The sequence below is a fragment of the Nonomuraea fuscirosea genome, assembly GCF_003001935.1.
GTDB classification, from domain to species: domain Bacteria; phylum Actinomycetota; class Actinomycetes; order Streptosporangiales; family Streptosporangiaceae; genus Nonomuraea; species Nonomuraea fuscirosea.
In genome coordinates, this window is sequence record NZ_PVNG01000028.1 from 146,854 (window position 1) to 171,635 (window position 24,782).

At 71.7% G+C, this 24,782-nt stretch carries 22 protein-coding genes; 9 read left to right on the top strand and 13 right to left on the bottom strand.

The features are described 5' to 3' along the window. Positions 1 to 64 precede the first annotated feature (64 nt). Entirely contained in the window at positions 65 to 1,228 is a 1,164-nt protein-coding gene (locus B0I32_RS47605; RefSeq protein ID WP_106251089.1) for a citrate synthase/methylcitrate synthase, read from the top strand. On the opposite strand, the gene B0I32_RS47610 is transcribed toward B0I32_RS47605, so the two are convergent. Further along, positions 1,158 to 2,417 carry a cytochrome P450 family protein gene (locus tag B0I32_RS47610; protein ID WP_219912378.1) on the bottom strand — a complete coding sequence of 420 codons (1,260 nt, stop codon included), beginning with the start codon at positions 2,415 to 2,417 and terminating at the stop codon, positions 1,158 to 1,160. The two genes, B0I32_RS47605 and B0I32_RS47610, sit on opposite strands and share 71 nt — an antisense overlap. Positions 2,418 to 2,656: 239 nt before the next feature. Continuing rightward, positions 2,657 to 3,271 (bottom strand): TetR/AcrR family transcriptional regulator, encoded by a 615-nt coding sequence (locus B0I32_RS47615; RefSeq protein ID WP_106251032.1) that lies wholly within the window; start codon positions 3,269 to 3,271, stop codon positions 2,657 to 2,659. A gap of 137 nt (positions 3,272 to 3,408) precedes the next feature. Here B0I32_RS47615 and B0I32_RS47620 point away from each other — a divergent pair, with 137 nt between their 5' ends. Then, entirely contained in the window at positions 3,409 to 4,638 is a 1,230-nt protein-coding gene (locus tag B0I32_RS47620) for a cytochrome P450 (RefSeq protein WP_106251034.1), read from the top strand. After that, positions 4,635 to 5,453 (top strand): oxidoreductase, encoded by an 819-nt coding sequence (locus B0I32_RS47625; protein ID WP_106251036.1) that lies wholly within the window; start codon positions 4,635 to 4,637, stop codon positions 5,451 to 5,453. Before B0I32_RS47620 ends, B0I32_RS47625 begins: the two co-directional genes overlap by 4 nt. A 1,080-nt stretch (positions 5,454 to 6,533) precedes the next feature. Here the strand turns inward: B0I32_RS47625 and B0I32_RS61870 are convergent. The 3 genes from B0I32_RS61870 to B0I32_RS47635 form a co-directional block, all read right to left on the bottom strand. After that, positions 6,534 to 6,851 (bottom strand): helix-turn-helix domain-containing protein, encoded by a 318-nt coding sequence (locus tag B0I32_RS61870; RefSeq protein WP_425438146.1) that lies wholly within the window; start codon positions 6,849 to 6,851, stop codon positions 6,534 to 6,536. A gap of 293 nt (positions 6,852 to 7,144) precedes the next feature. After that, complete coding sequence (locus B0I32_RS47630; protein ID WP_106251038.1) at positions 7,145 to 8,353, bottom strand: acyl-CoA dehydrogenase family protein; 1,209 nt, start codon at positions 8,351 to 8,353, stop codon at positions 7,145 to 7,147. A 54-nt stretch (positions 8,354 to 8,407) separates the two neighbouring features. Next, positions 8,408 to 9,334, bottom strand: coding sequence for a glucosyl-3-phosphoglycerate synthase (locus B0I32_RS47635; protein ID WP_106251039.1), 927 nt, complete (start codon positions 9,332 to 9,334; stop codon positions 8,408 to 8,410). Between the two features lie 214 nt (positions 9,335 to 9,548). Here B0I32_RS47635 and B0I32_RS47640 point away from each other — a divergent pair, with 214 nt between their 5' ends. Continuing rightward, positions 9,549 to 10,193, top strand: coding sequence for a TetR/AcrR family transcriptional regulator (locus tag B0I32_RS47640; protein ID WP_106251041.1), 645 nt, complete (start codon positions 9,549 to 9,551; stop codon positions 10,191 to 10,193). Here B0I32_RS47640 and B0I32_RS47645 read toward each other — a convergent pair. Both B0I32_RS47645 and B0I32_RS47650 read right to left on the bottom strand, forming a co-directional pair. After that, positions 10,114 to 12,213 (bottom strand): bifunctional copper resistance protein CopD/cytochrome c oxidase assembly protein, encoded by a 2,100-nt coding sequence (locus B0I32_RS47645; protein ID WP_106251042.1) that lies wholly within the window; start codon positions 12,211 to 12,213, stop codon positions 10,114 to 10,116. The two genes, B0I32_RS47640 and B0I32_RS47645, sit on opposite strands and share 80 nt — an antisense overlap. A 300-nt stretch (positions 12,214 to 12,513) precedes the next feature. Continuing rightward, positions 12,514 to 13,377 (bottom strand): helix-turn-helix transcriptional regulator, encoded by an 864-nt coding sequence (locus tag B0I32_RS47650; RefSeq protein ID WP_245956614.1) that lies wholly within the window; start codon positions 13,375 to 13,377, stop codon positions 12,514 to 12,516. A gap of 168 nt (positions 13,378 to 13,545) precedes the next feature. Here B0I32_RS47650 and B0I32_RS47655 point away from each other — a divergent pair, with 168 nt between their 5' ends. Continuing rightward, positions 13,546 to 14,475 (top strand): NADP-dependent oxidoreductase, encoded by a 930-nt coding sequence (locus B0I32_RS47655; protein WP_219912379.1) that lies wholly within the window; start codon positions 13,546 to 13,548, stop codon positions 14,473 to 14,475. Between the two features lie 269 nt (positions 14,476 to 14,744). On the opposite strand, the gene B0I32_RS47660 is transcribed toward B0I32_RS47655, so the two are convergent. The 3 genes from B0I32_RS47660 to B0I32_RS47670 all read right to left on the bottom strand — a co-directional run bounded on the left by B0I32_RS47660 (position 14,745) and on the right by B0I32_RS47670 (position 18,862). Then, positions 14,745 to 16,877, bottom strand: coding sequence for a SpoIIE family protein phosphatase (locus tag B0I32_RS47660; protein ID WP_219912380.1), 2,133 nt, complete (start codon positions 16,875 to 16,877; stop codon positions 14,745 to 14,747). A gap of 67 nt (positions 16,878 to 16,944) precedes the next feature. Next, positions 16,945 to 17,577 (bottom strand): response regulator transcription factor, encoded by a 633-nt coding sequence (locus B0I32_RS47665; RefSeq protein ID WP_106251044.1) that lies wholly within the window; start codon positions 17,575 to 17,577, stop codon positions 16,945 to 16,947. Continuing rightward, a complete protein-coding gene (locus tag B0I32_RS47670; protein ID WP_106251045.1) occupies positions 17,570 to 18,862 on the bottom strand; it encodes a sensor histidine kinase in 1,293 nt (430 codons plus the stop codon). Before B0I32_RS47670 ends, B0I32_RS47665 begins: the two co-directional genes overlap by 8 nt. Before the next feature lie 174 nt (positions 18,863 to 19,036). Between B0I32_RS47670 and B0I32_RS47675 the strand changes: the two genes are divergently transcribed. The 3 genes from B0I32_RS47675 to B0I32_RS47685 all read left to right on the top strand — a co-directional run bounded on the left by B0I32_RS47675 (position 19,037) and on the right by B0I32_RS47685 (position 21,671). Beyond that, a complete protein-coding gene (locus B0I32_RS47675) occupies positions 19,037 to 19,567 on the top strand; it encodes a hypothetical protein (protein WP_106251047.1) in 531 nt (176 codons plus the stop codon). A gap of 71 nt (positions 19,568 to 19,638) precedes the next feature. Continuing rightward, on the top strand, positions 19,639 to 20,127 hold the full coding sequence (locus tag B0I32_RS47680) for a PH domain-containing protein (RefSeq protein WP_106251049.1): 489 nt from the start codon (positions 19,639 to 19,641) through the stop codon (positions 20,125 to 20,127). After that, on the top strand, positions 20,124 to 21,671 hold the full coding sequence (locus tag B0I32_RS47685; RefSeq protein WP_106251051.1) for a PH domain-containing protein: 1,548 nt from the start codon (positions 20,124 to 20,126) through the stop codon (positions 21,669 to 21,671). The genes B0I32_RS47680 and B0I32_RS47685 overlap by 4 nt, the downstream gene beginning before the upstream one ends. 49 nt (positions 21,672 to 21,720) lie before the next feature. On the opposite strand, the gene B0I32_RS56945 is transcribed toward B0I32_RS47685, so the two are convergent. Further along, the gene (locus B0I32_RS56945) at positions 21,721 to 22,818 is read right to left on the bottom strand and encodes a hypothetical protein (RefSeq protein ID WP_146178568.1); all 1,098 of its coding nucleotides are present in this window, start codon (positions 22,816 to 22,818) and stop codon (positions 21,721 to 21,723) included. 525 nt (positions 22,819 to 23,343) lie between these two features. On the opposite strand from B0I32_RS56945, the gene B0I32_RS47690 reads away from it, so the two are divergent. Then, entirely contained in the window at positions 23,344 to 23,841 is a 498-nt protein-coding gene (locus B0I32_RS47690) for a signal peptidase II (RefSeq protein WP_106251053.1), read from the top strand. Between the two features lie 105 nt (positions 23,842 to 23,946). On the opposite strand, the gene B0I32_RS47695 is transcribed toward B0I32_RS47690, so the two are convergent. Further along, on the bottom strand, positions 23,947 to 24,546 hold the full coding sequence (locus B0I32_RS47695) for a DinB family protein (protein WP_106251055.1): 600 nt from the start codon (positions 24,544 to 24,546) through the stop codon (positions 23,947 to 23,949). Positions 24,547 to 24,688: 142 nt separating this feature from the next. Then, positions 24,689 to 24,782, bottom strand: a 94-nt coding sequence (locus B0I32_RS47700; protein ID WP_281262603.1) for a sigma factor-like helix-turn-helix DNA-binding protein, incomplete at its 5' end; no start/stop codon positions are given.

Below are 24,782 nucleotides of genomic sequence, written 5' to 3' on the forward strand. Positions count from 1 at the left end.
AAAATCAACGTTGACAGTCGGCCACGTGGATTGGAGGGTTCCTGGGATGAAGGAGGACCCCAGCATGACTACCGATCCGGCGTCCGTGGACGTACCCAGAGGGCTCAAGGGCGTGGTCGTCACCGAGACGCGCCTGAGCGACGTACGGGGGCGCGAAGGCTTTTACCACTATCGCCAGTACTCGGCGATCGACCTGGCGGAGCGACGCACGTTCGAGGACGTGTGGCACCTGATGCTGCTCGGGACGCTGCCGTCCGGGGAGGAGCGCGAGCGCTTCGCCGGACGCACGCTGCCGCTGCGGCGCGTGCCGGACGCCCTGCGCCCCCTGTTGCCCGCCCTGGCCGCGTCGGGGCGGGGCGGCCAGTTGGACAACGTGCGCAGCGCCATCTCGGCCGCGGGCGCGGTGCGCGGCATGCGGCCGCTGTACGACCTCGACCCCGGCGAACGCCTGGACGACGCCCTGTTCGTCACCGCCCTGATGCCCACGTTGCTCACCGCGCTGCACCGGCTGGCCGACGGGCTGGAGCCGGTCGAGCCGCGCGACGACCTGGGTCACGCGGCCAACTACCTCTACATGCTGACCGGCCGGGTGCCCTCCCCCGACCATGCCAGGGCCGTCGAGCAGTACCTGATCTCCACCGTCGACCACGGCTTCAACGCCTCCACGTTCACCGCGCGGGTGATCGCCTCCACGGGCGCGGACCTGGCGTCGTGCGTGGCGGGAGCGCTCGGCGCGCTGTCGGGACCGCTCCACGGCGGCGCGCCGAGCCGCGCCCTGGACACCCTGGACGCGATCGGCAGCCCCGATCGCATCGACGCCTGGGTGCGCGAACGCGTCCTCGCGGGCGATCGCATCATGGGGTTCGGGCATCCGGTCTACCGTACGGAGGACCCGCGCTCGCGGATGTTGTCCGGCATCGCCAAGGGATTCGGCGGCGACCTGGTGGACTTCGCGCACGAGGTGGAACGGCGGGTGGTCGACATCCTGGCCGAGCTCAAGCCGGGCCGCGAGCTGCACACCAACGTGGAGTTCTACGCGGGGGTGGTGATGGAGATCTGCGGCATCCCGCGCTCGATGTTCACGCCGACGTTCGCCGCCGCGCGGACCGTCGGATGGAGCGCGAACATCCTGGAGCAGGCGGAGGACAGCAAGATCATCAGGCCGTCGGCCCGGTACGTGGGCGACCCGCCGCCCCAGCCGGTGCCGGCGGATCCGCGCGCAGGATGACGGGAAGGGCTTCCAGGCCGCGCAGGATCATCATCGCGCTCTGCTCGCACCACCGGAGCTGTTCCGGCGGGCGGGCGAGCCGGATCCCGGGGAAGCGGCCGAGCAGCGAGGTGAACGCGATCGTGCCCTCCAGCCTGGCCAGCGGCGCGCCGAGGCAGAAGTGCAGCCCGTACCCGAAGGCGAGGTGCTGGTTGTCCCGCCTGGCCAGGTCGAGCTCGTCGGGCCGGTCGAACCGGGCGGGGTCACGGTCGGCGCAGGCCAGGGCGACCACGACCAGGCTGCCGGCGGGGACGGTGACGCCGTCCACGTCGACGTCCTCGACGGCGGTGCGCAACGTGGCCCGCTCGACCGGCCCGTCGTAACGGAGCAGCTCCTCCACCGCCGCAGGCACCAGCCCGGGATCGGCGACGAGAGCGCCGAGCACCTCGGGGGCGCGCAGCAGGGCCAGGGTGCCGTTGCCGATGAGGTTGACCGTGGTCTCGTGCCCGGCCACGAGCAGCAGCATGAGCATGCCGAGCAGTTCGGCCTCGTCCAGCTCGCCCTGCCGGTCGGCGGCCAGGATCAGGGCGCTGATCAGGTCGGGCTGCGCCTCGCTCGCGAGCTCCATGTCCATGTGTTTCCTGCGCTCGGCGACCAGGCCGGACAGGTAGCCGGTGAGCGCCGCGGCGCCGGCCTCCCGCCGCCGCCTGAGCTCGGGGGCCGACGAGGTGGTGATCAGGGCGCGGCTCCACGTACGGAACCGATCGCGATCGGAGACGGGAACGCCGAGCATCTCGCTGATCACCGTGATCGGCAGTGGGAAGGCGAACCCCTCGATCAGGTCGGCCTCCTCGTCTTCCGGCAGGGCGGCGAGGAGGTCGTCCGCGATCCGCTGGATGCGCGGGCGCAGGGCCAGCACCCGCCTGGCGGTGAAGGCCCCGCCGATCACCCGGCGCAGGCGGGTGTGGTCGGGCGGGTCGGAGGAGAGCATGTTGACGCCGAGCGGCCCGGCGTCGCCGGTGATCAGCCCGGCCTCGCGCAGGAAGGCGGGCGCGTTCTTCGGATGCTTGGACAGGCGCGGGTCGTTGAGCGCGGCGCGGGCCTCGGCGTACCTGGTGATCAGGTAGGCGTCGCCGCCGAACGGGGTGCTGACGCGGTGCACGGCGCCGCGGTCGCGGAGCCTCGCGTATGCCGGGTACGGATCAGCCATGTGTCTGCCGCCTTCGCGCTCAGCCTGCACAGGCGCGCCTCGCGGAGCCCGCGCGGCCATTTTACGACGGCCCGCGCGGGCAGGCCGAGCATCATGTCGACGCTTGCGCCGTCCACTTGCGCCGTCCACTTGCGCCGTCCGCTTGACCGGGGCCGCTTGACCGGGGCCGCTTGACCGGGGCCGCTTGACCGGGGCCGCTTGACCGGAATCGAGTCGTGCAGCTCGACCGCGGCGTCGCGTCATAGCGTGCCGAGCCCGCGCATGACGAGGTCGATCGCACGCCGCATCGTGGCCAGCAACTCCTCGTCCGACTGCCCCATCTCCATGCTGACCAGCCCGAGCGCCCCCACGGAGCCCGTCATCGCGCCCACCGCGGCCAGCGCCGTCATCCAGTCGATCTCGTCGGGAAACGCGGCGACGAACGCGTCGGCGATCCTGCGCTGCAGGTCGAACAGCACGTGCAGGCCCTTGGCCTGGACGCTGGGAACGGTGGCGAGCAGATTGCGGTAGACGTCCGTCAGCTCACGGTCGCCCGCCATCGGCCCCTCGGCCAGGTATCCGGCCGACAGGGACAGCTCGCAGGTCCGCAGCAGCAGGTCGCCCATGCGTTCGCCGGGCCGGCGCCCTTCGATCACGGACAGGGTCAGCTCGTAGTAGCGCTCGGCGTCGGTGAAGACCACGTCCTCCTTGCCGGAGAAGTAGTTGAAGAAGGTCTTGGTTGCTATGTCCGCCTCTGCACTGATCTGCGCGATGGTGGTCTGCTCGTACCCCTGCTCCTTGAACAGCCTGAAGGCCGTACGGACCAGCAGCTCCCTGGTCTGGCGTTTCTTGCGCGCCCGTCGCGTCTCCTCCACGGTGACACATCTTACACGGCAGAAATTTTTACACGGCTTGTACTTTTACACGTCGTGATGCTTAATGGCTTGCATCGGCCGTGCGAGTGCCGCCGGGCAGGACGCCGCTCGCACGGCGTACCCACCCGAGGAGTGACATGTCCGATCCATCAGAACTGCCGAGACTGCTGGTCCAGCACGCCGAGGCCTGCCCCTTCGATCCGCCGGAAGAGCTCGCGCGGCTGCGCGCCGAACGGCCCGTGGCGCCGATGACCTACCCGGACGGTCACGAGGGCTGGCTGGTGACCGAGCACGCCCTGGTCCGCGAGGTGCTGGCCGACCCGCGCTTCAGTCATCGGGCCGAGCTCGTCCACTTTCCGCTGCCGGGAGCCTCGCTCGACGCCGAGCCGCAACCGGCGCCGCCAGGGGCCTTCACCGCGATGGACCCGCCCGAGCACACCCGCTACCGCCGGCTGCTCACCGGCCAGTTCACCATCCGCCGGATGCGCCGGTGGACCACCCGGATCGAGGAGATCGCCGCCGAGCTGCTGACCGCGATGGAGCGGCACGGCCCTCCCGCCGACCTGGTGGAAACGTTCTCGGGCCCCCTTCCCGGGCTGGTGATCTGCGAGCTGCTCGGCGTTCCCGCGGGTGACCAGGACGAGTTCGTCCGCGCGATGAGCGTCCTCGGCCGCCTGGACGTGCCCGCCGGCGAGAAGGCGGCCGCCTTCGGCAGGATGCAGGCCCTCATGCTCGATCTCATCCGCGCCAAGCGCGAGCGGCCCACGGACGACCTGCTCGGCGGGCTGGTCAGCGGCGGTGACCTGACCGACGACGAGCTGGCGGTCATCGGCGGCGTACTGACCGGCGCGGGCTTCGACACCACCGCGAACATGATCGCCACCGGCGTCTTCGCCCTGCTGAGCCACCCCGGGCAGCTCGCCGCCCTGCGCTCGGACCCCGCCCTCGCCGGCAATGCCGTCGAGGAGCTGCTCCGCTACCTGAGCATCATCCCCGCCACGGTGCGGGCCGCCCTGGAGGACGTCGAGCTCGGCGGCACGCTGATCAAGGCCGGCCAGTCGGTCACCGTCTCCGTCCCGGCCGCCAACCGCGACCCGAAGCACTTCCCCGACCCCGGCACGCTCGACCTCCACCGCCCCACGTCCGCGCACGTCGCCTTCGGCCACGGCATCCATCAGTGCCTCGGCCAGCAGCTCGCCCGGGTCGAGATGCAGGTCGCCATCCCCGCCCTGCTCGACCGCTTCCCCTCCCTGCGCCTGGCCGTACCGCCGGAGGAGATCCCCATGCGCGAGGACATGCTGATCTACGGCGTGCACCGCCTCCCCGTCACGTGGGACGTACCGGCACACAAGGAGAATCGCTCATGAAAGTCATCCTCGTCACCGGAGCCTCGTCCGGCATCGGCAAGGCCACGGCGCTCGAACTCCTGCGGGCCGGCCACACCGTGTACGGCGCGGCCAGACGCGTCCCGGCGATGGACGCCCTCCGCGACGCCGGCGGCCACGCCCTCCCCATGGACGCCCGCGAGCCGGAGGACCTGGAGCGGGCCGTCCGCACCGTCGTCGAGGAGCAGGGCAGGCTCGACGTCCTGATCAACAACGCCGGCACCGTCCTGCACGGGGCCGCCGAGGACGTCCCGCTGCCCCGCGCCCGCGACCTGTTCGAGGTCAACGTGTTCGCCCCGGCCCGGCTGACCCAGCTCGCCCTGCCGCACATGCGCGCGCGGGGGTCGGGCACGATCGTCAACGTGTCGTCCGTCGGCGGCGAGATCTCCCTGCCGCTCGGCTGCTGGTACTACGCCTCGAAGCACGCGCTGGAGGCGTACTCCGACACCCTCCGGATGGAGGTGGAACCGTTCGGCATCGACGTCGTGATCATCCAGCCCGGCATCATCAGAACCGACTTCGAGGACCATACCGCCCAGGACCTGCGGGAGATCTCCGGCTCGACCGCCTACGGCCCGATGGCCGAGAAGATGGCCCAGAAGGCCGAGGCCCAGACCACCGCCGACGCTCCGGCCTCCGACCCGGACCTCGTCGCGACCACCATCCGCGAAGCCATCGAGGCCGACAAGCCCCGGACCCGCTACGCCGTCGGCTGGCTGGCGGACAAACTCCTCGAACTAGACCGCACCCTCCCGGACCGCGACTTCGACGCCCTCGCCACCAGATCCCTCAGGTAGCGGCGCCCGGCGAACCCCAAGGTCCATGAGGGAGGTCCGCCGGGCGTCACGTCGAGCGAGGACAAGGCATCTCTCACCCTTCTCGCAGCAGACCGCGAATTCCCGCACCAGTAGTTTGAGCGGACCTGTATGAGGCACGGTAGGCGGGCTCCGCGGACATGATCACCATCCGGTCGCACTGCCTCGAGTCTGGTCGCGAGGTCTCGCTCCCCATACCTGGAGAGGTCCCGAGCGGACTCGCCGGGGCACTGGCCGCAGCAGTGGTCACCATCCCGGCGTGCCCGTGCCGGGTCCACGCGCACACTCGTCACCGTGTTGCGGCTGTGGCAGCGATTGCTCCCTGTCGCCGGCGACAGACAGAAAGCAGAACAGCTGCTCCGCATCGCCATGAAAGCGCGTGGCAATCCCGCCGGGCTGCCTGCCGAGCCGGACATGCCCGAGCCGCCCCGTAGGCCTACACCGAGCCGGCTGAGGAGCACGCGGGAGGTGACCGGTGCACGAGAGCCGTGCGTGTGCTGGCCGTCGCCGTCGCCGTCTTCACCTTGATGACTGAGGTGCTGGGTGATTGGGCGGACATCGCCGCCTTCCTCAGCTACGTCAAAAGCTCCAGGACCTGCCACCGACCGACCGACCGGACCAGCTCTCGCCGTCATCGTCGCTACGCGAGTCCTACCAGATGTAGCCCGCGTTGAGACGAGCCGCCCGGGGACGGCGTGATCCTCGAACGCTCACTCGAAGACCGACGACGACCCGGACACGCGCTTCCTCTTCCTTGATGAGCGATACAGAGCTCACCGGTCCCACGATGGGGTGACCACTCGGAGTTCTCCTTCATGCGGCTTCGCCACGTCTTCGAAACGGTCCACGTGACGACTCCTCGTCTGCGCCGAAGTGGGGTGTGTTGACTTCGTCACTTCCCGAAAGAAAGACTTGGGGTCCCCAGCAAGATAGAGGTCATCGTGCGCCTGCATACGAAAGTCATCCTTGCGTTCATGGGATCTTTCGTCCTTGTTTTGACGGTCACCCGGGACGCGGACGGCCTCTGGGGCCTCTCCCTGGGAATCTTTCTGGCCTACCTGCTCATCGCGTACGTGTTTCGTGACCTTCCGGGCGGTAGTACCGGCCAAGGCGGGAGTGCAGGCAGCCACAGAGGCGCTGGATATGACGGAGGCGGAAGAAGCGGAGACGGGGGCTTCGGTGACGGCGGAGACGGGGGCGAGTGAGAAGGCCGGCCCGGCTGAGGTGGGGTGGTGTGCCGCGATGAGACGGCACTACTTGAATTGAGCACCTCGCGGCCGCGGGGTCGGCCCCTGGTTGTCGCCCCCGCGGCCGGAGCGGTACTCCGACCTCCTCCAGCAGTCGGTGGACGAACCCGGACGAGTGGCCCTTCGAGAGCAAGGTTCAAGAAGGCGCTTACGAGGCGAATGACTTAATAGCGCTCTTGTAGCTTGAATAGGAATCAGAGTCATCCCCGAGCCGGTGAAGGACGCCCAGGGCCGGCGACGGTACTCACCGCGCGACAACGCGCACATGCTGCCTTCGTCGCACATCCGCGTCCGCGAAGCCATTGATCCGCACTTCCGAGGACCCGGTAACCCACGAAACAGACCTGAGGTCTGCGAAGTGGCGAGGGGTGGCGTATCGCACATGATGGCCGTGTGGGTATGCCGCCCCTGTGACATGCGCAATTGTCAGCGGACGGGCAGGCCGGTGACGGCGCGGCCGATGATGAGCCGCTGGATCTCCGACGTTCCTTCGAAGATGGTGAAGATCTTGGCGTCGCGGTGGAAACGTTCCACCGGGTGCTCCCTGGTGTAGCCGGCGCCGCCCAGAATCTGGATGGCCTGTTCGGTCACCCACACCGCCGTCTCCCCCGCGACCAGTTTCGACATCGAGCCCTCCGCCTGCTCGAACTGCCTGCCGTTGCGGGCCATCCAGGCGGCGCGCCAGGTCAGCAGGCGGGCCACGTCCACGCGGGTGGCCATCTCGGCGAGGAGGAAGGCGATGGCCTGGTTGGCGCCGATCTTGCGGCCGAACTGCTCGCGTTCGCGGGCGTAGTCCCTGGCGTACTCGAAGCCGGCCCGGGCGATCCCGACCGCCATCGCGGCCACCGACGGGCGGGTGGTCTCGAACGTGCGCATCGCGGCCTGCTCCCCCGCCCGCTCCCCGTTGCGTACGCGGGCCAGCCTGGCCTCCAGCTTGTCCCTGCCGCCCAGCAGGCACTCGCCGGGCACGCGCACGTCGTTCAGCACCACCTCGGCCGTGTGGGAGGCGCGGATGCCGTGTTTGCGGAATTTCTGCCCCATCGACAGTCCCGGCGTGCCCGGCGGGACGATGAAGGAGGCCTGGCCCCTGGTGCCGAGCGAGGGGTCCACCGAGGCGACGACCACGTGGACGTCGGCGATGCCGCCGTTCGTGGCCCAGGTCTTGACGCCGTTGAGCACCCAGTCGGACCCGTCGGGGACGGCACGGGTGCGGATGGCGCCGACGTCGGAGCCGGCGTCGGGTTCGGAGGCGCAGAACGCGCCCAGCTTGACGTCGTTCTCCGTGCCGAACATCTGCGGCAGCCACTCCCCCATCTGCTCGGGGGTGCCGTTGGAGGCGAGGGCCGCGGCGGCCAGGCCGGTGCCGGTGATCGACAGGCCGATGCCGGCGTCGCCCCAGAAGAGTTCCTCGAACGCCACGGGCAGCGCCAGGCCGCTCTGCTCGAACCACTGGGTGGCGAAGAAGTCGAGGGAGTAGAGCCCGATCTTGGCCGCCTCCTGGATGACCGGCCAGGGCGTCTCCTCGCGTTCGTCCCATTCCGCGCCCGCGGGGCGGATCACGTCGCGGGCGAACGTGTGCACCCAGTCGCGTACCTCGACCACGTTGTCACTGAGCTCCGGGCAGAACCCCGTCATCGCGCCGCACTCCTCGATCCGAGACGTTACCGGTGGTAACACCTTAGCGGCCGGTCACTCGTCGAGGGTGAGCATGGGCGGGCGTTCGCCGATGCCGACGTCCCGCGTGCGCACGTCGTACCCCTCCTGGCCTCTCCTGAACTGCGCCAGCCGCACGGAGGGCTCGCCCAGCGCGGCGATCTTCCCCTGCCGGTCGAGCCGCGACCAGGCGGCGAGCATGATCTGCGCGGCCATGCCTCCGAGCGCCTCGGTGGACTGCGGCGCGTGCTCGCGCGATCCCAGGTCCACCTGGGCGAACGCGTCCAGCCCCGCCAGCTCCAGCAGGTCGATGAGCAGGCCGAGTTCGACGCCGTAACCGGTGAGGAACGGTACGCGTTCCAGGGCGGAGCGCCGGCCGGCGTATTCCCCCGCGAGCGGCTGCACGAAGCCGGCCAGCTGAGGCCAGTGCAGGTTGATCAGCGGCCGGGCGACGAGCTCGGTGACCCGCCCGCCGCCGTCGGGGGCGCCGTTCAGCGGACGGTCATAGCACCCCTTGGCGTAGACGATCGTGGGATCGGCCAGCAGTGGGCCGAGCACCCCCGCGACCAGCGAGGCACGGAAGTTCCTGATGTCGGCGTCGGCGAACACCAGCACGTCCCCCGATGTGACGGCCAGCGACTTCCACAACGCCTCCCCCTTGCCGTCGAGCGGCTTGAGCCGCGGCAGGATCTCGTCCTGCGCGTGCACCGTGGCCCCGGCCCGCGCGGCCACGCGCGCGGTGTCGTCGGTGGAACGTGAGTCGATGACGACGACCTCGTCGACCAGCGCGCCGAGGTCCCGGAGGATGATTCCCACGATCTCCCCCACGGTCTCCCGCTCGTCGCGGGCGGGAAGCACCACGCTGACCGTGCTGTCCCCTTTGGCGGCCACCAGGTCCCGCAGCGGCCAGTCTCCGGCGGTAGAAGTACGGCGTCCCAACCATCCGCGCACCTCAGGCAGCATGCGACCCCTCCCCCCGCTATCCCATTTGTCAGCTTATGCGAAGTCTTCTCGGTCGCCTGGTCCCGTCCGTATCGCTCGTCGTCCGCAGCCCCTCAGGTCACATAGGTCTCCGCGCGGGGCCGGCGGCCGGATCGCCGACGAGGGCGGGGATCGCGGGTCACAACCACTACACTGAACGGGCAATCCGGTGTGGTCTTATCGAGAAGGTGGCGGAGTGGCGGAACAGCCGGCTGAGCGGCGTACACGGGGGCCCGGCGCGCACCACGCGCAGCGGCGCGCCGAGATCGCGGACGCCGTGCTCGCCATCGTCGCCGAACGCGGCCTGGCGGCCGTCTCCCTGACCGAGGTGGCCGCCCAGGCCGGCATCTCGCCCGGCCGGGTGCAGCACTACTTCCCGGCCAAACGGCAGCTCGTCGAAGCGGCCTTCGAACGCGGCAACCATCTGTCCAGCGCCCGCATCCGGCAGCGGGTCGGCTCCGACCTCGGCGCCGCCGAGCCGCGGCTGGTCCTGACCACCGTGCTCACCGAGCTCATCCCGTACGACGCCACGACCGAGGCCCACATGCGGGTCCGACAGTCCTTCCACGCCTTCGCCTTCGCCGACGAGGCCATCGCCGCCCGGCTGCGCGTCCTGTACGCCGCCTTCCACCGCGACATGGCCGGCCTCGTCGAGCGGGACCAGCGGGCGGGGCGCATCCCCGCGGCCATCGACCCGCACGGGGCCGCGCTGTCGCTCGTGGCGCTGGCCGAAGGGCTGGCCGCCTACGTGCTCACCGGCGTCACCCCGGGGGGCGTCGCCCGTGAGCGGGTGCTGGCGGCCGTCGCCGGCCTCTATCAAGGAGCAGCGCCCCGTCCGTGAGCGACACGGGGTCGTCCCGCACGACACGACCCTGCACACGGCCGGCGCTCACGTCGGCGCTTCTCTCACCGCTCCCGTCGGTGCCCGTGTCGGTGCTTACGTCTGCGCTCACGTCGGTGGTCACCTCGGCGCTCACGTCGGCGACGCGGACGTGGGACCAGGGCCATCGCGCGGCCGGTCGCCGTCTGGCCAGGCGCAGGGCCAGGGGCGCGAGGGTCAGCAGGGGCACGATCAGGAACACGGCCGCCGCCACCCGCTGGCCGGTGAGCAGGTCCGGCGCGCCGGGCGGGGCGGTCTGCACGAGCCAGTCCGCCGCGACCGGCGGCCCCAGCATCAGGTACGCCCCCACCGCCACATGCGTCCCGGCCACCACCCCCAGCAGCCGCATCCGCTCGCCCCGCGCGAACGGCCTGGGCAGCGGATCGACACCGGTCAGCACCCATGACGTCACCAGGCCGACGCCGAGGAAGAGCAGTTCGGTGACCAGATGCGGGGCGTACCCGGTCAGCGACCACGCCAGCCAGTCCGTCCCGTACAGGAGCAGGAAGAGCAGCGGATAGGCGGCCAGGAGGACGGGCCCGGTCAGGCGCCGCCCGAAGGCGGGCGAACCCGGGCCGCCGGACCGGGACTCAGGCGATCCGAGAGCACCGGACCGGGACTCAGTCGATCCGAGGGCGCCGAACCGGGACGCCGGCGAGGTGGCCCGGCTCGCCAGGGTCAGTGGAGCGCCGAGGCAGAGCAACAGTGGCACCGCCACGGCCAGCGCGACGTGCTGGAGCGCCTGCGCGGGCAGCATCGCCCTGGCGTAACCGGCCACCCCGCCGAGCAGCGCCGGCGCGGCCAGGCCGAGCCCCGCGTACCAGGCGATCGTGCGGCTGAAGGGCCACGCGGCCACCCTGCGCACGCCGAGCGCATAGGCGACGGCGGGCAGCGCCAGCAGCAGCACGATCAGCACGTCCGGCCGCCACTCGCCGATCAGCGCGCCGGGGGAGAACGGGGCCAGCGTGTACTCCAGCAGGGGATGCGCGTGCCCGCCGCCCTCACCGCCCGGCGGCGGCGGAGTCCTGGCCAGGCCGACGCCGAGGCCCATCGCCACCGCCATCACGCCCAGCTCACCCGCCGCCAGCCGGACGAAGGTACGGCGTACCCCGCGATCGGCGACGCCCGCCACGGTCCTGCGCCGGTGGACCCAGCCGAACCAGCCGAGCACCGCCAGGGCGGCGATTTTGGCCAGCAGAAGCAGCCCGTACGGACTCCGCCACAGGTCGGAGAGGGCGTTCAGCCGCACCCAGCCGCTGACCGCGCCGGAGAACGCCACCGCCGCGAAGCAGCACAAAGCGATCGTGCTGAACCTCGGCAGCACCACCGGCAGATCGCCGGAGCGGCGGAAGTAGACCAGCACCGCGCCCAGGCCGCCGACCCACAATGCCATCGGCACCAGGTGCGCCATCAGCGCGGACACGGCCAGGTCGTGATCGCCCGCCGAGGCGGCGTGGCCGACGTACGCGGGCGGCAGCAGCCCGCAGACCGCGACCACCACCGGGATCCACCTCGGCAGCCGCGGCGCCATCGTCGCCACCGCCACCACGAACGTCACCGCCGTCACCACCAGCAGGGCCCGCGTCTGCGGCAGGTCCGTGCCGACGCTGAGCAGGCCGGGGGCCGCGAGCAGGTCCGCCACCGGCATCGGGATGAAGCTGGACAGCGTGAGCACGTAGCCCAGCAAGCCGGCGAACGCCCATCCGAGTGCCCACCATCCGGCCGCGCGCAGGCAGCGCGCCGACTCGGGCGAGACCGCCGGAGCCAGTACGGCCGCCAGCGCGGTCCCCACGCACGCCACCGCGCACAGTTCGTGCGCGAACCGCGCCAGCGGCAGGCCCCAGTCGGTCAGCGGTCCGGCGGCCGGCAGCCCGGCGATCGGCGGCACCCCGGCACCTCCCCCGAACCGCAGCGCCGCCACCAGCACCAGAACGCCCGAGCCCACCGCGAGTACGGCGTACAGCCGTGCGGAAACTGCCATCAGGAAACCGCCACGTCGTCAGGGACCACACCGTCGCACGCGGCGGCCCGCCGTGCAGTCGCCGCGTACCTGGGATACGCGCGACCGGCGACCGGAGTTCACCCCAAACCGGTCAGTGGCGGTCAAGCGGCATCCCCCGGCACGGAAACGACGGCCGTTCGCCTTCAGCGCGGGGCGAACGGCGTTCAGCCGTGGTCGAGCGTCGGCCGAACCGCATTCGCCGCCGCCGAGCCCTCCATCGGCGATCGGACGACGGTCGAACGGGCGTTCAGCGGCGGTCGAACCGGCATTCAGCGGCGTTCAGCGGCGGGCCGGGGCAGCGGGGACGAAGTCGTTGTGCGCGAGGACGCGGAGCAGGCTCAGGTGCTCGATGGCGGACGTCCCCGGAACCGGCGTGTAGATGACGAGCCGCTGATCCTCGGCGGGGCTGAGCAGGGTCTCGCAGTGCAGCTCGATCGCGCCGACGGCGGCGTGGGCGACCCGCATCCGGCTGACGCGTCGTACCGCCACCTCGTGCAGGTCCCACAGCCGGGTGAACTCCTCGCTCGTGGCGCGCAGGCGGGCGACCAGGCGGGCGGAGGGCTCGTCGCCGCCCCGGCGGGCGTAGGAGGCGCGCAGGTCGGCGACGTGGTCCCGGCTGAGCGCGGCGCGTTCCTCCGGATCGTAGGCCTGGCTCATCGCCGGGTCGGTGAACCACCGCCAGACGAAGTTGCGGTCCTGCTCGCGGATCGAGCAGATGCAGCCCAGCAGCGCCTCGGCCATCTGGTTGCGGGCGAGCAGGTCGCCGAGGTCGTTGGTGATGTGGGCCGGGGTCTCGGTGAGCTGGTCGAGGAGGTAGAGCAGACCGGGACTGACGTGGTCGTGGGCCAGCGGGCCGCTCGGCGGCCGGTGGCCGGACAGCAGGTAGAGGTGGTCGCGCTCGTCGTCGGTCAGCCGCAGCCCGCGGGCCAGCGCGGCCAGGATCTGCAGCGAGGGTTGCGGGCTGCGGGCCTGTTCGAGGCGCATGTAGTAGTCGGCCGACATGCCCGCGAGCTGCGAGACCTCCTCGCGGCGCAGGCCGGGCGTACGGCGGCGCGGCCCGGCCGGCAACCCCACCTCCTGGGGACGCAGCCGCTCGCGCGCCCGGCGCAGGAAGTCGGCGAGCTGGGCCCGGTCCATGTCCATGCGTCCATGATGGCGCGGCCGCGGGGCCCGGCCGACCGCTCAGCCTAGGAGCGTGGATCCTAGGGAGACCTGTCCGATTCCGCCTCTCGTCAACGCTTGGCAAGGTGAGTCCCGAACCGGGTTTCACCAGGTCACCCGGAGTTAGAACAACAGGTCAGGGAGGTCGAGATGACGGTCGAGACGATGCGAGCGGTCCGGTTCGACGACTTCGGCGGGATCGAGGTGCTGCGGATCGCCGAGGTGGAGCGGCCGGTGCCGGGTCCCGGGCAGGTCCTGGTGAAGGTGGTGGCCGCCGGGATCAATCCGGGTGAGGCGGCGGTCCGCCTCGGGGTGTTCCGCGACGTCTGGCCGTCCACGTTCCCGTCCGGGCAGGGCAGCGACCTGGCCGGGGTGGTCGTGGCGACCGGCGGCGGGGTGGAGGCCTTCGTGGCGGGCGACGAGGTGCTCGGCTTCACCGACAACCGGGCCAGCCATGCCGAATACGTCGTGGTGCAGGCGTCCGACCTGGTCCGGCGGCCGCCTGAGGTGTCGTGGGAGCAGGCGGGCTCGCTGTACGTCGCGGGCACGACGGCGGTGGCGGAGGTGCGGGCGGTCGGCCTGCGTTCCGGCGACACGGTGGTCATCGCGGGGGCCGCCGGCGGAGTCGGGACGATCGCGACGCAGCTCGCGGTCGAGGCCGGCGCCACGGTGATCGGGCTGGCGAGCGAGCGCAACCACCAGTGGCTGCGCGAGCGCGGGGCCGTGCCGGTCACGTACGGCGAGGGGGTCGCCGCCCGGATCAAGGCCGCGGCCGGGCACGTCGACGCCTTCATCGACAACTTCGGCAGCGGCTACGTGGACCTGGCGATCGAGCTCGGGGTGAGCCCCGACCGGATCGACACCATCATCGACGTCGCCGCGGTCGAGCGTTACGGGGTCAAGAACGAGGGCAGCGCCGCGGCGGCCACGGCCGAGGTGCTGGCCGAGCTGACCGAACTCATCCGCACGGGCCGGCTGGAGATCCCGATCGCCGCCACGTACCCGCTGGACCGGGTCCAGGACGCCTACCGCGACCTGGAACAGCGACACACCCGCGGCAAGATAGTCCTCAAGCCCTAGCACGGCCGACCCAGCACCAATCTCCCAGACGGTCCCGCGCCGACCTACGGAGAGATCCCGCCTGAGACGTCCGAACGATCCAGCGTCAGCACTCGGGAAGAGTCCCGCCTGAGATGTCGAACGGTCCAGCGTCAGCACTCGGGAAAGGTCCCGCCTGAGATGTCGAACGGTCCAGCGTCCGCGCCCGGGAAAGGTGCCGCATGAGTCATTCGGGCGGTTCGACGTCTGCCTGTGGGAGGGTTCGGGTCGGTCTCGCGGGCGATCCGGGGTCAGTCGGGTCCTGGTCGGCGTAGGGCCAGGACGGCGATGTCGTCGAGGCCGGTCGTCGGGAGTCCGCTGAGCAAGCGGTCGCAGAAGGCGTCCACGGGTTCGCGGGCGAGTGTCTGCGCCAGTTCGCGCAGTCGTTCCAGTCCCAGGTCCAGGTGTTCGCCCATCCGTTCGATCAGGCCGTCGGTGTAGAGGAGCAGGGTGCTGCCCGGCGGCAGCGGCACCGTTGACGAGGGGCAGTCGAACACGTCGCCGATGCCGAGCAGGGAGCCGGTCGGGTCGTCGAGGAAACGCGCCGTTCCCTCGTACGTGACGAGCAGGGGTGGCGGGTGACCGGCGACGGCGTAGTGGAGCCGGTGACCGCCGCCGGTCTCCTCGACGCGGGCGAGCACGCAGGTGGCCGTGACCTCGCCGGACAGGGCCGACATCACCTTGTTGAGCCGGGTGAGGATCTCGCCCGGCGGCCCCCAGCGGTCCATCGCCAGGGCGCGCAGCATGTTGCGGAGCTGGCTCATCTCGACGGCGGCGGCGAGGTCGTGGCCGGCGACGTCGCCGATGGCGATGACGGGGGCGCCGTCGGGCAGGACGAAGGAGTCGTACCAGTCGCCGCCCACCTCGGCGGCGGCCGGGCTGGCCCGGTAGCGGGCGGCGATGCGCAGTCCGGGAAGGAGGGGCGGCTCGGCGAGCAGGCTGTGCTGCAGGGCCAGCGCGATCTGCTGGGCCCGCTGGAAGCGGATGGCGCTGCTCAGGGCGTCGTGCGCGTGGTCGAACATCTGGGTGAGCAGCGCGATGTCGGCCTGATCGAGCGGCGGACGGTTCCCGCAGGTCAGCGTCGTGACCACGGCCGGGACCGCGCCGTCGACGACGACGGGCACGATGAGCATGCCGTTGACGTCGTTCTCCGCCACCCACCGCTGCGCTCCCGAGGGGGCGAGGTCCGGCGGCGGGTTGCCCGGCGCGAACGTCGCCAGCAACGGGCGCCGCTGCCGGACGGCCTGCACGAGCTTGTTCTCGGGCCGCACCTGCTCCTGCCCGTACGGGGTCATCATGGGCAGCCCGGGACGTACGGCGGCCGCGACCCGCTCGACCAGCAGCGGCCCCCCGCGATCGGCGCCGGACATGTCGGTGATCAGGTGGATGCCGCACCCGTCGGCCAGCTCCGGCACGATCACCTCGGCCAGAGCGCGCAGCATGTCGGGCAGGCTCGACAGCTCCCCCATGGCCGCGGCGGCCCGGTCGAGCAGGTCCTGGGAGCGTCGTTCCTGCCATTGCCGCTCGACGTCGCTGCAGCTCCCGACCCATTCCACCAGCCGGCCGTGCTCGTAGACGGGCACGGCCCGCACCCGGAAGTGCCGGTAGCCGCCGTCGGCGACACGCAGCCGGCAGACGTTGTCGTACGACTGCGCCCTGCTGTCGAGGGCGTCCTGCCACGTACGCAGGACCTCGGCCTGGTCGTCGGGGTGCACCATCCGCAGCCAGCCGTTGCCGCGGAACTCCTCCCACGGCTGCCCGGTCACCCGTTCCCAGCTGGGGCTCGGCTCGATCGGGTCGCCTCCGGGCCCCGCGACCCAGATGATCTGCGCGCTGACCTGGATCAGGCTCTGGTAGCGCCGCAGGATCCGGCGGCGTTCGTCGGCGATGGCCTGGACCTGCCGGGCGGCGGCGATCTGCTCGGTGACCTCCATGGCCATCACCAGCACGCCGTGATCGCCGGGCTCGAACGAGATCCGCGACAGACTGCAGGTGAAGAACCGCTCCTGATCCCGAGTCGAGCCCTGGTCCTGGCCCTGGTCCTGACCCTGATCTTGGGTCGGGTTCTGGCACTGGTCCTGGCTCGGGACCCGGTCGGGCGGCGCTTCCGTTTTCAAGGGGACGACGGTGAGCACGACGGACTCGCCGGTCCTGAACACCTGGTCGCACAGCCGCCAGAAGCGCTCCCGCGTCGGCGACGTGAAGGCGCACGGGAACGGGCTGCCCAGCTCGGGATCGCCCAGCTGGGACCGGCACATGCGGTTCAAGTAGATCAGCCGGTGCTCAGGGCCGCGCGTCACCGCCACGCCCACCGGCGCCGGATCCAGCATCTCGAAGGCCGGCCCGTCGCCGCAGCCGGCGCCGGCACCGAGACCACCACCCATCGTGACCTCCCCCTGGCCACAGCCCCCCGTGATCCTCATCCCCCGCGACGCGGCGGAAACACTCGGATCAGGACAGCAGACCGCGTTCGACGGCGGTCATGACGGCGGCGGTGCGGTCGGAGACGCCGAGCTTCTTGAACGAACGCAGCAGGTACGTCTTGACCGTCGCCTCGCTGATGAACAGCCGGCCGCCGATCTCGGCGTTCGTCAGCCCCTGGCCGACCAGCCGCAGCACCGCGCACTCACGCTCGGACAGCGCGGCCGGCTCGGGCGTCCGCGCGCGGAAGAGCTTGCCGGCCAGGGAGGGGGTGAGCACGGTCTCCCCGCGCGCGGCGGCGCGGACCGCGTCGATCAGCTCCTGCCGTGAGCTGCCCTTGAGCAGGTAGCCGGCCGCGCCCGCCTCCACGGCGCGCAGGATGTCGGTGTCGTCCTCGTACGTGGTCACGATGACGACCTTGGCGTCCGGCAGCTCGCGCCGGATGTGCCCGGTGGCGGCGACGCCGTCCACGCCGCCCATGCGCAGGTCGAGCAGGACGACGTCGGGCCGCAGCACCGGCGCCCTGGCGACCGCCTCCTCCCCCGAGCCCGCCTCACCGACGACGGTGATGCCGGCGGCGGACTCCAGCATGGCGATGAGCCCCTCGCGGACCACCGGATGGTCGTCGGCCACCAGGATGGTGATCGGTCCCGCCTCAGCCACGCGCCCGCTCCTCGCCCGCCGTTCCAGCCGCCGCCGTCACGGGAACACGCTTCTCGCCCGCCGTTCCAGCCGACGTCACGGGTACGCGCACCTCGACGGCGGTGCCGCCGCCGGGGCGGCTGCCGACGCTCACCGTGCCGTTGATCTCCGCCACCCTGGCCCGCATGCCGCGCAGCCCGTAGCCGTCGTGGTCGCCCTCCGGGGTGAAGCCCTCGCCGTCGTCGCGGACGAGCAGGCGTACGGCGTCCTGTTCGAACGTCATCACCACGTCCACCGCGCGCGCCCCCGCGGCGTGCCTGCGCACGTTCGCGACCGCCTCCTGCATCGAGCGCAGCAGCACGACGTTGACCGGCATCGGCAGCGGCTCCTCCTCGCCCCGCACCGACGTGCGCACGTCGAGCCCGGTGTCGGCGACCAGACCGTCGGCCTGCCTGCGCACGGCCTGCACGAGGGAGCCGCCGCGCAGGGTGGGCGGGGTCAGGGCGGCGACGAACTCGCGGGCCTCGGCGAGGGACTCCCTGGCCACCTGCCCGGCCCGCGACAGGTGCCCGCTCGCCTGGTCCGGCGCGTCGCGCACGTTCGACTCCGCCGCCTGGACCAGGCTGATGATGCTGGTCAGACCCTGGGCGAGGGTGTCGTGGATCTCCCTGGCGAGCCGTTCGCGCTCGGCCGAGATGCCCGCCTCGTGGGAGAGCCGAGCCACCCGCTCCTGGGTGCGGCGCAGCTCCTCGATCAGCTCGGCGCGCTCCCTGCTCTGCCGGGTCACCCGCTTGATCCAGACGCCGAGCAGGATCGACAGCGCGTAGCTCAGCAGCGAGAGGGGCAGCGCACTCCAAGGCGGGATGCCCAGCTCCTCGCTCCTGATCCAGGTCACCAGCACGGGGAACAGGTTGGCCACCGCGAGCCAGCCGACGGCCTGCCTCATCGGCAGGGTCATGATCAGCATGGGGGCGACGGCGTACAAGGAGAAGGAGCTGATGAGGCCGAACCACGTGGTGAGGCAGAACAGCGCCACCAGCCCGGCCGCGAAGATGAGGTTTTTCCGTCCGTACGCCTGGCCGGTCATCAGCCCGCGGCCGAGCCCCGCGTACCACGGCACGATCAGGGTCAGCGCGCCGATCGCGGCGGCCTGGGCGGCCGTGGGGCCGCCGGAGAAGAACAGCAGCACCGCCGTGAGCAGGTAGGAGACGGCGAAGAAGCCGTCCCACAGGCCGAACCAGCCGGTACGCGGCTCGGTGGCGGGGGGCTCGTCGCCGCTCGCTCCGGTGTCAGGTCGTACACGCACGGCAACAGTCGTACCACGGAAACGTCCGTGTCCACTGATCGGTTGACAGCCGGACCCACCGTTCGGTCGTCTCCGGGCGGGAGCGCCGTCTCTAGCGTGGAAAGCGCCGAAGAGAACGTGCGAAGCGCCAAGCCGCACGGGACATCCCCACTCACGATCCGGAGTAACCCCCTGATGAGTCAGTTTCTTGCTGCCCTCATAGCGAGCGGAACCATCCTCCTCGTCATCCTGGCCACCGACCTCGGCCGGCGCCGCATCACCAGGACGCGGCTGCTGCGCTCGGTGATCGTCGTCGCCGTCATCATCCCCGTCTTCGTCCACTCGTTCCCGACGCAGGGGAACGACCTGTCGCTGCAGCTCGTGGGCATCGGCACGGGGATCATCTGCGGGCTGATCGCCGGCTCGCTGCTGCCCGCCCACCGGCGCCCGTCGGGCGAGCTCTACACGACGGGCGGGCTCGGCTACGCGCTGGTGTGGATCGTGCTGTCCCTGGGGCGGATCGTGTTCGCGTACGGGGCCGAGCACTGGTTCGCCGAGGGCCTGGTCCGCTTCTCCGTCGAGTACCAGGTCAGCGGCGCCGACACCTACGCCAACGCCTTCGTCTTCATGTCCCTGGCCATGGTGCTCGCCCGCACCACGGTGCTCGTGACCAAGATGCGCAGGCTCAACGCCACCGCCGCCGTGCCGGTGTCCGTGACCCGATGACAAGCGATCCTAGGACAGGCGATCCAGTGACAAGCCATCCGATGACAAGCCATCCGAGGACAGGCGACGTCATGGACAACGTCAGGCTCAGGCCGCCGCGCAACCGCGTCGAGGGGCGGGCGATCGGCTGGTGGAGCGCGCAGGCGGCGGTGTTCGCCCTGCCGCTGCCCCTCACCTTCGGGATCCTGTGGGCGAGCATCCCGCCCACGCGGGAGCTGTTCATGTGGTTCACCCTGGGCTCGCTGGTGCCCGGGCTGCTCTACTTGGCCGTGATGCCGCTCTGGCGCTACCGGGTGCACCGCTGGGAGGTCACCGGCGACGCCGTCTACACGGCCTCCGGCTGGCTGTGGCAGCAGTGGCGGGTCGTCCCGCTGTCGCGGGTCCAGAGCGTCGACACGCTGCGCGGGCCGCTGCAGCAGCTCTTCGGGCTGTCGGGCATCACCGTGACGACCGCCTCGTCCTCGGCGGTCAGCATCAAGGGGCTCGACGCGAAGGTGGCGGACGAGCTGGTGGCCTACCTGGCCGGCCGGACCCAGGCCGTACCGGGAGACGCCTCATGACCTCCACTCTCACGCGGACCGCGCCGCGCGACCACGCGGGACGGCTGAGCGGGCGGCTCGTGCTGGTCAGCCTGAGCGCCCCGCTCACCCCGGCGGCCCTGTTCGCGCTCAGCCTGCTCGTCACCGGCGGCGAGACGAACCTGCAGATCCTCATCACCCTCGGCTCACTCCTCCTCACCGGCCTGATCGTCGGCGGCATCGGGCTGTCGCGGCTGGCGACCACCCACTACCGGATCACCGGCGACCGGTTCGAGGTCAGCGCCGGCCTGCTCTTCCGCAGCCGGCACTCGATCCCGCTGGTCCGCGTCCGCGGCATCGACGTGACCGCCCATCCGGTGCACCGCCTGTTCGGCCTGACCACGCTCAGGCTCGACACCGGCGGGCAGGGCGCCGCGGCCCGCCGCGCGGTCCGGCTGGACGGCGTCACCAAGGGCCAGGCCGCCGAGCTGCGCCGCCTGATCCTCGAAGGACGCGAGAGCGGGCACGCCGCGGACAGCGACGGCGTCATCAGCGAGCTGGACCGGTCGTGGCTGCGTTACGCCCCGCTCACCGTCTGGGGCGTCGGCAGCGTCCTGGCCGCCGCCGGGACCGTCTACCGCACCCTGCACGAGATGAAGATCGACCCGCTCGACCTCGGGGTCGTCCAGGACCTCGTGCGCCGCTTCGGCTCGGTCCCGCTCTGGTTCGGCGTCCTGGTGACCGTGCTCGCCGTCGTCGCCCTCGGGGTGGCCTCCTCGACGCTCACGTTCATCGAGAACTGGAGCGGGTACGAGCTGCGGCGCGCCGAAGGCGGTGTCCTGCGCGTCCGCCGCGGCCTGCTGGCCACCCGGTCGGTGAGCATGGAGGAGCACCGGCTGCGTGGCCTGGAGCTGGTGGAGCCCCTGCCGCTGCGCTGGGCCGGCGGCGCCAGACTGAACGCGGTCACCACCGGCCTCGGCGACCGCGACGAGAACCGCCGGCGCCGCGTCCTGACCCCGGCCGTCCCCCGCGCCGAAGCGCTCGCCGTCGCCGCACAGATCCTGCCTCCCACCGATCCGGCCGGGCGGGAGCTGCTGGACGGGCGGGAGTTGCTGGGGCGGCGGGAGCTGGCCGCTCATCCTCGTGTCGCCCGGCGCAGGCGGGCCGGCCAGGCGCTGACGGCCTCGGTGCTGATCGCCGCGATCCCCGCCGGGCTCGGGCTGTGGCTCGGGCCCGGGCTCGTCACCACCGGCGCGATCACCGGCCTGGTCCTGGTGCCCGTCCTGACGGCCCTGGCCCGCTCGGCCTACCACTCGCTCGGGCACGCCGTCCGTGGCCGTTACCTCGTCACCTCGTACGGGGCGTTCGCCCGCCGCACCGTCGTCCTGCGGCGGGACGGGGTCATCGGCTGGAACATCACCCGCTCACCGTTCCAGCGCCGCACCGGCCTGCTCACCCTGGGAGCCACCACGGCGGCGGGCGACGGCATCTACCGGGTCCGCGACGTCTCGGTGAACGAGGGCCTGACCCTGGCCGAAATCGCACTCCCCGGCCTGCTCACCCCTTTCATCGAACGACACCCATGACCTCTCCCCGCTCGCCACGCACCGGCCAGATCCCCGGACGGACCCTCAGTCACCGGTGGCGGCTTACCGTGTCCTCGCCCGAAGGCCGGGTGGGGGCCGGCGAGTTCCCCGTGTGGGGTCGTCCGGGGGCGGCCGAGGCGGAGGGCATGGTGTCCGGCAGTGCGGCCTCCGGTGCTTCGAGCGGGGCGGCAGTGGATGAGCCGGGCGGTGGAGCGGACGCTCCAGACGCCGGGCCGTCCGGCGGCGCGGCGGTGCCGTTCACCGCGCCGCCTGTGCCGCCGTCTCCACCGATGCCCGCGCCCTCTTGGAGGTCGCCGCCTGCGCCGTCGGCCGTGCCACCGTCCGGCCCGGTCGTCGTACCGATGGCTGGGCCGGTGGGTGAAGCGGTGGCCGCAGCGGGCGACCCGGACGGGCCGGTGGGTGACGGTGTGGCGGGCTGTCCAGACTGCGTCGGGAGGTACTGCTGTGGCCTGCGGGCTGCGCGCCGGTCCCGGTCAGGACCGTGACGCTTGCCCGTGCCCGCCTTCTTCGCGCTCGTGCCGTCCCCCTGATCAGCCGCCATCTGCCCGCTGAACGCCTGGTAGATGAGGACGCCACCGAAGCTGACCGTGAACACGAGCGCGAGCACCGCCCCGACCCGCAGCCAACCCAGCCGCCCCCGCAACCCGTGCGACCATCCACCGCCCCCGGCCGCCGGCCCTGCCACCGACGTCCCATCCGCCTGCCCTTCACCCACAGGCCCGCCGCCGATGAGGCCGCCGCCCGCTGGAGCACCGCATACCGGATCTTCGTCTGCCCGAGCCTCGTGACCCGCCGGGTCATCGCCTGCCCGAGCCGGAGCGTCATCACCGGCCGGAGTGCCGTGCCGGGCTGGGCGGGTCCGGCGGCTGGGCACGGTGTGTTGCTTGACCCTGTGGCCGGTGCGGCGCAGGAGATGGGCGTAGAACTCGGTTCCCACCGTGGTGGCCACGCTCATCACGGCCGCGCCGATCACCGTGCCGGTCACCCCGAGGTACGAGGCCGTGACCGCGGCGGTGAGTGCGGCCAGGCCGCCGCCGGTGATCTGCGCACCGCTCAGGCGCGCCGCGCGCCGCTTGCCACGGTCGCGTCTGGTGGTGCTGGTCGGGGTTGGTCGCCTGCCGGTCATGCTTGCGCTGGCCAGCCTTCCTCATGGTCGGGCGCGGGCGCGCCCCGTGGTGGGTGTGTGGGTTCCCGCGCCCGTGCATGCCTGCGGCCAGGGTGCAGTACTGGGACCGCGACCTGGTCGTGAGCGTGATGTGCGAAGCGCCGGAGGCCGGTGACGGCCCGACGGCGGACCCTCGGGGGCGCTGCTGAAGCAGCCACGATGGCATACCCGGGCAAAGCCGTCAGCAGCGACGCGCGGGGCATGTCCTACTCCTGGGCCGGACATTGCCATTTTGGGGACACCGGCCTGTGGCTCCCGCCGTCGTCCGGCTGCTGCCGGCTCGGTACCTACCCCTTGATCACAGCACGTCTCCGGACCGCGGACACAACCCCGCTTCCCGCCGGACACGTCATGACCCGGCTAGGGAAATGCGGGACGGCATCCGGCGTGACGGCGGCATGCTTTCGGTAGATTCGTGCGCAGACGGACGTGATGGCGAGGTAACGGGTGCCGGACGAACACACTGCACAGGCGACAGGACGCGGGATGCGGCGGTACGGGTGGATGCTCGTACTCGCCGCCGTGGTGCTCGCCGTCGACCAGTCCTCCAAGTTCTGGGCGGTCTCGGCGCTCGCGGACGGTGAACGTGTCACGGTCGTCCCCCAGGTGATCCAGCTACGTCTGCTGCTCAACCCTGGGGCGGCGTTCTCCATCGGCGAGGGCGTGACGTGGGTGTTCACCCTCGCGACCGCCGCCGCGGTGATCGGCATCCTGTACGTCGGCAGGCGGCTGCGCTCGTCGGCGTGGACCGTCGTGCTGGGCGCGCTGCTCGGCGGCGCCGGCTCCCATCTGCTCGACCGGCTCTTCCGCCCGCCCGGCTTCGCCCACGGCCACGTCGTCGACTTCATCGACTACGGCGGGCTGTTCGTGGGCAACGTCGCCGACATCGCCCTCACCGGCGGCTGCGCCCTGCTCATGCTGCTCAGCGTGCGCGGCATCCCCCTCGACGGCACACCACAAGTTGAAGAGCCCGCCCCCTCCTAGCCTCCGCACCATTGAGGTCCCGCCGCACGTGGCGACACAGGAGGCGGTGCGGCATGAGCTCTTCTGCGGCTTCCGGCCCTATCCATTACGGCGGCCGAGCAGCGGCTACCGAGCCGGTGCCTGGCCGGCCTCCCGGGCCGCGCGTTCGACCCGGTCGTGATGCTCCGCCCACCACTCCTCGCCGACCCGCGGCAGGTTGTCGACGCCCTGCCGCAGCCCCGCCGAGCCGTCGATGAGCTCCCGCACGATGTCCGCGTGGCCGGCGTGCCGGTTGGTCTCGGCGATCACGTGGACCAGGATCCGGTGCAGCGTCACCCGCCGCCGCTCCTCCGGCCACCACGGCACCTCGCCCACGTGGTCGAGCGGCAGCGCGTCGAACGTCGCGTCGGCGTGCGCCCACACCCGGCGGTAGAGCCCGATGATGTCCTCGCGCGACTCCTCAGGGGTCGCCCACAGGTCCTCGTTGGGCTCGGCGTCGTCCTCCATCCACGGCATCGGCTCGGCGAACGGCCTGCCGAAGATGTCGCCGAAGTAGCCCGCCTCCACCCCGGCCAGATGTTTGACCAGCCCCAGCAGGTTGGTGCCGGTGGGCGTCAACGGCCGGCGGACGTCGTATTCCGACAGGCCGTCCAGCTTCCACAACAGTGCCTCGCGCACGGTCTGCAGGTAGTGGCGCAGATCCGTTTTCGGGTCCCAGTCAGTCATGCCCCGCATCCTCGCACCCGGCCCCGACAGAAGCATGCCGTCCGCCGAGGCCGGCCGCGCGTATCCGTGCCGTCCGCCGAACCGAGGGCCGCGAACCCTGTTCGCGGCCCCCGGCCCCGTCCGCGGGAAGAAGGTCCCGTCGTCAGTCGGTGAGGGCGGTGCGGAGCTGGGTGAGGACGGCGCGCAGGATGCGGGAGACGTGCATCTGGGAGATGCCGAACTCCTGGGCGATCTCG

Bases quoted from the DNA above. Each gene is read 5' to 3' on its own strand.
- B0I32_RS47605 (WP_106251089.1), top strand. From the start codon at position 65: ATGACTACCGATCCGGCGTCCGTGGACGTACCCAGAGGGCTCAAGGGC.
- B0I32_RS47675 (WP_106251047.1), top strand. From the start codon at position 19,037: ATGAGTCAGTTTCTTGCTGCCCTCATAGCGAGCGGAACCATCCTCCTC.
- B0I32_RS47630 (WP_106251038.1), bottom strand. From the start codon at position 8,353: ATGACGGGGTTCTGCCCGGAGCTCAGTGACAACGTGGTCGAGGTACGC.
- B0I32_RS47635 (WP_106251039.1), bottom strand. From the start codon at position 9,334: ATGCTGCCTGAGGTGCGCGGATGGTTGGGACGCCGTACTTCTACCGCC.
- B0I32_RS47690 (WP_106251053.1), top strand. From the start codon at position 23,344: ATGCGGCGGTACGGGTGGATGCTCGTACTCGCCGCCGTGGTGCTCGCC.
- B0I32_RS47610 (WP_219912378.1), bottom strand. From the start codon at position 2,417: ATGGCTGATCCGTACCCGGCATACGCGAGGCTCCGCGACCGCGGCGCC.
- B0I32_RS47625 (WP_106251036.1), top strand. From the start codon at position 4,635: ATGAAAGTCATCCTCGTCACCGGAGCCTCGTCCGGCATCGGCAAGGCC.
- B0I32_RS56945 (WP_146178568.1), bottom strand. From the start codon at position 22,818: ATGACCGGCAGGCGACCAACCCCGACCAGCACCACCAGACGCGACCGT.
- B0I32_RS47685 (WP_106251051.1), top strand. From the start codon at position 20,124: ATGACCTCCACTCTCACGCGGACCGCGCCGCGCGACCACGCGGGACGG.
- B0I32_RS47645 (WP_106251042.1), bottom strand. From the start codon at position 12,213: ATGGCAGTTTCCGCACGGCTGTACGCCGTACTCGCGGTGGGCTCGGGC.
- B0I32_RS47650 (WP_245956614.1), bottom strand. From the start codon at position 13,377: ATGGACATGGACCGGGCCCAGCTCGCCGACTTCCTGCGCCGGGCGCGC.
- B0I32_RS47695 (WP_106251055.1), bottom strand. From the start codon at position 24,546: ATGACTGACTGGGACCCGAAAACGGATCTGCGCCACTACCTGCAGACC.
- B0I32_RS47620 (WP_106251034.1), top strand. From the start codon at position 3,409: ATGTCCGATCCATCAGAACTGCCGAGACTGCTGGTCCAGCACGCCGAG.
- B0I32_RS47655 (WP_219912379.1), top strand. From the start codon at position 13,546: ATGACGGTCGAGACGATGCGAGCGGTCCGGTTCGACGACTTCGGCGGG.
- B0I32_RS47660 (WP_219912380.1), bottom strand. From the start codon at position 16,877: ATGGGTGGTGGTCTCGGTGCCGGCGCCGGCTGCGGCGACGGGCCGGCC.
- B0I32_RS47680 (WP_106251049.1), top strand. From the start codon at position 19,639: ATGGACAACGTCAGGCTCAGGCCGCCGCGCAACCGCGTCGAGGGGCGG.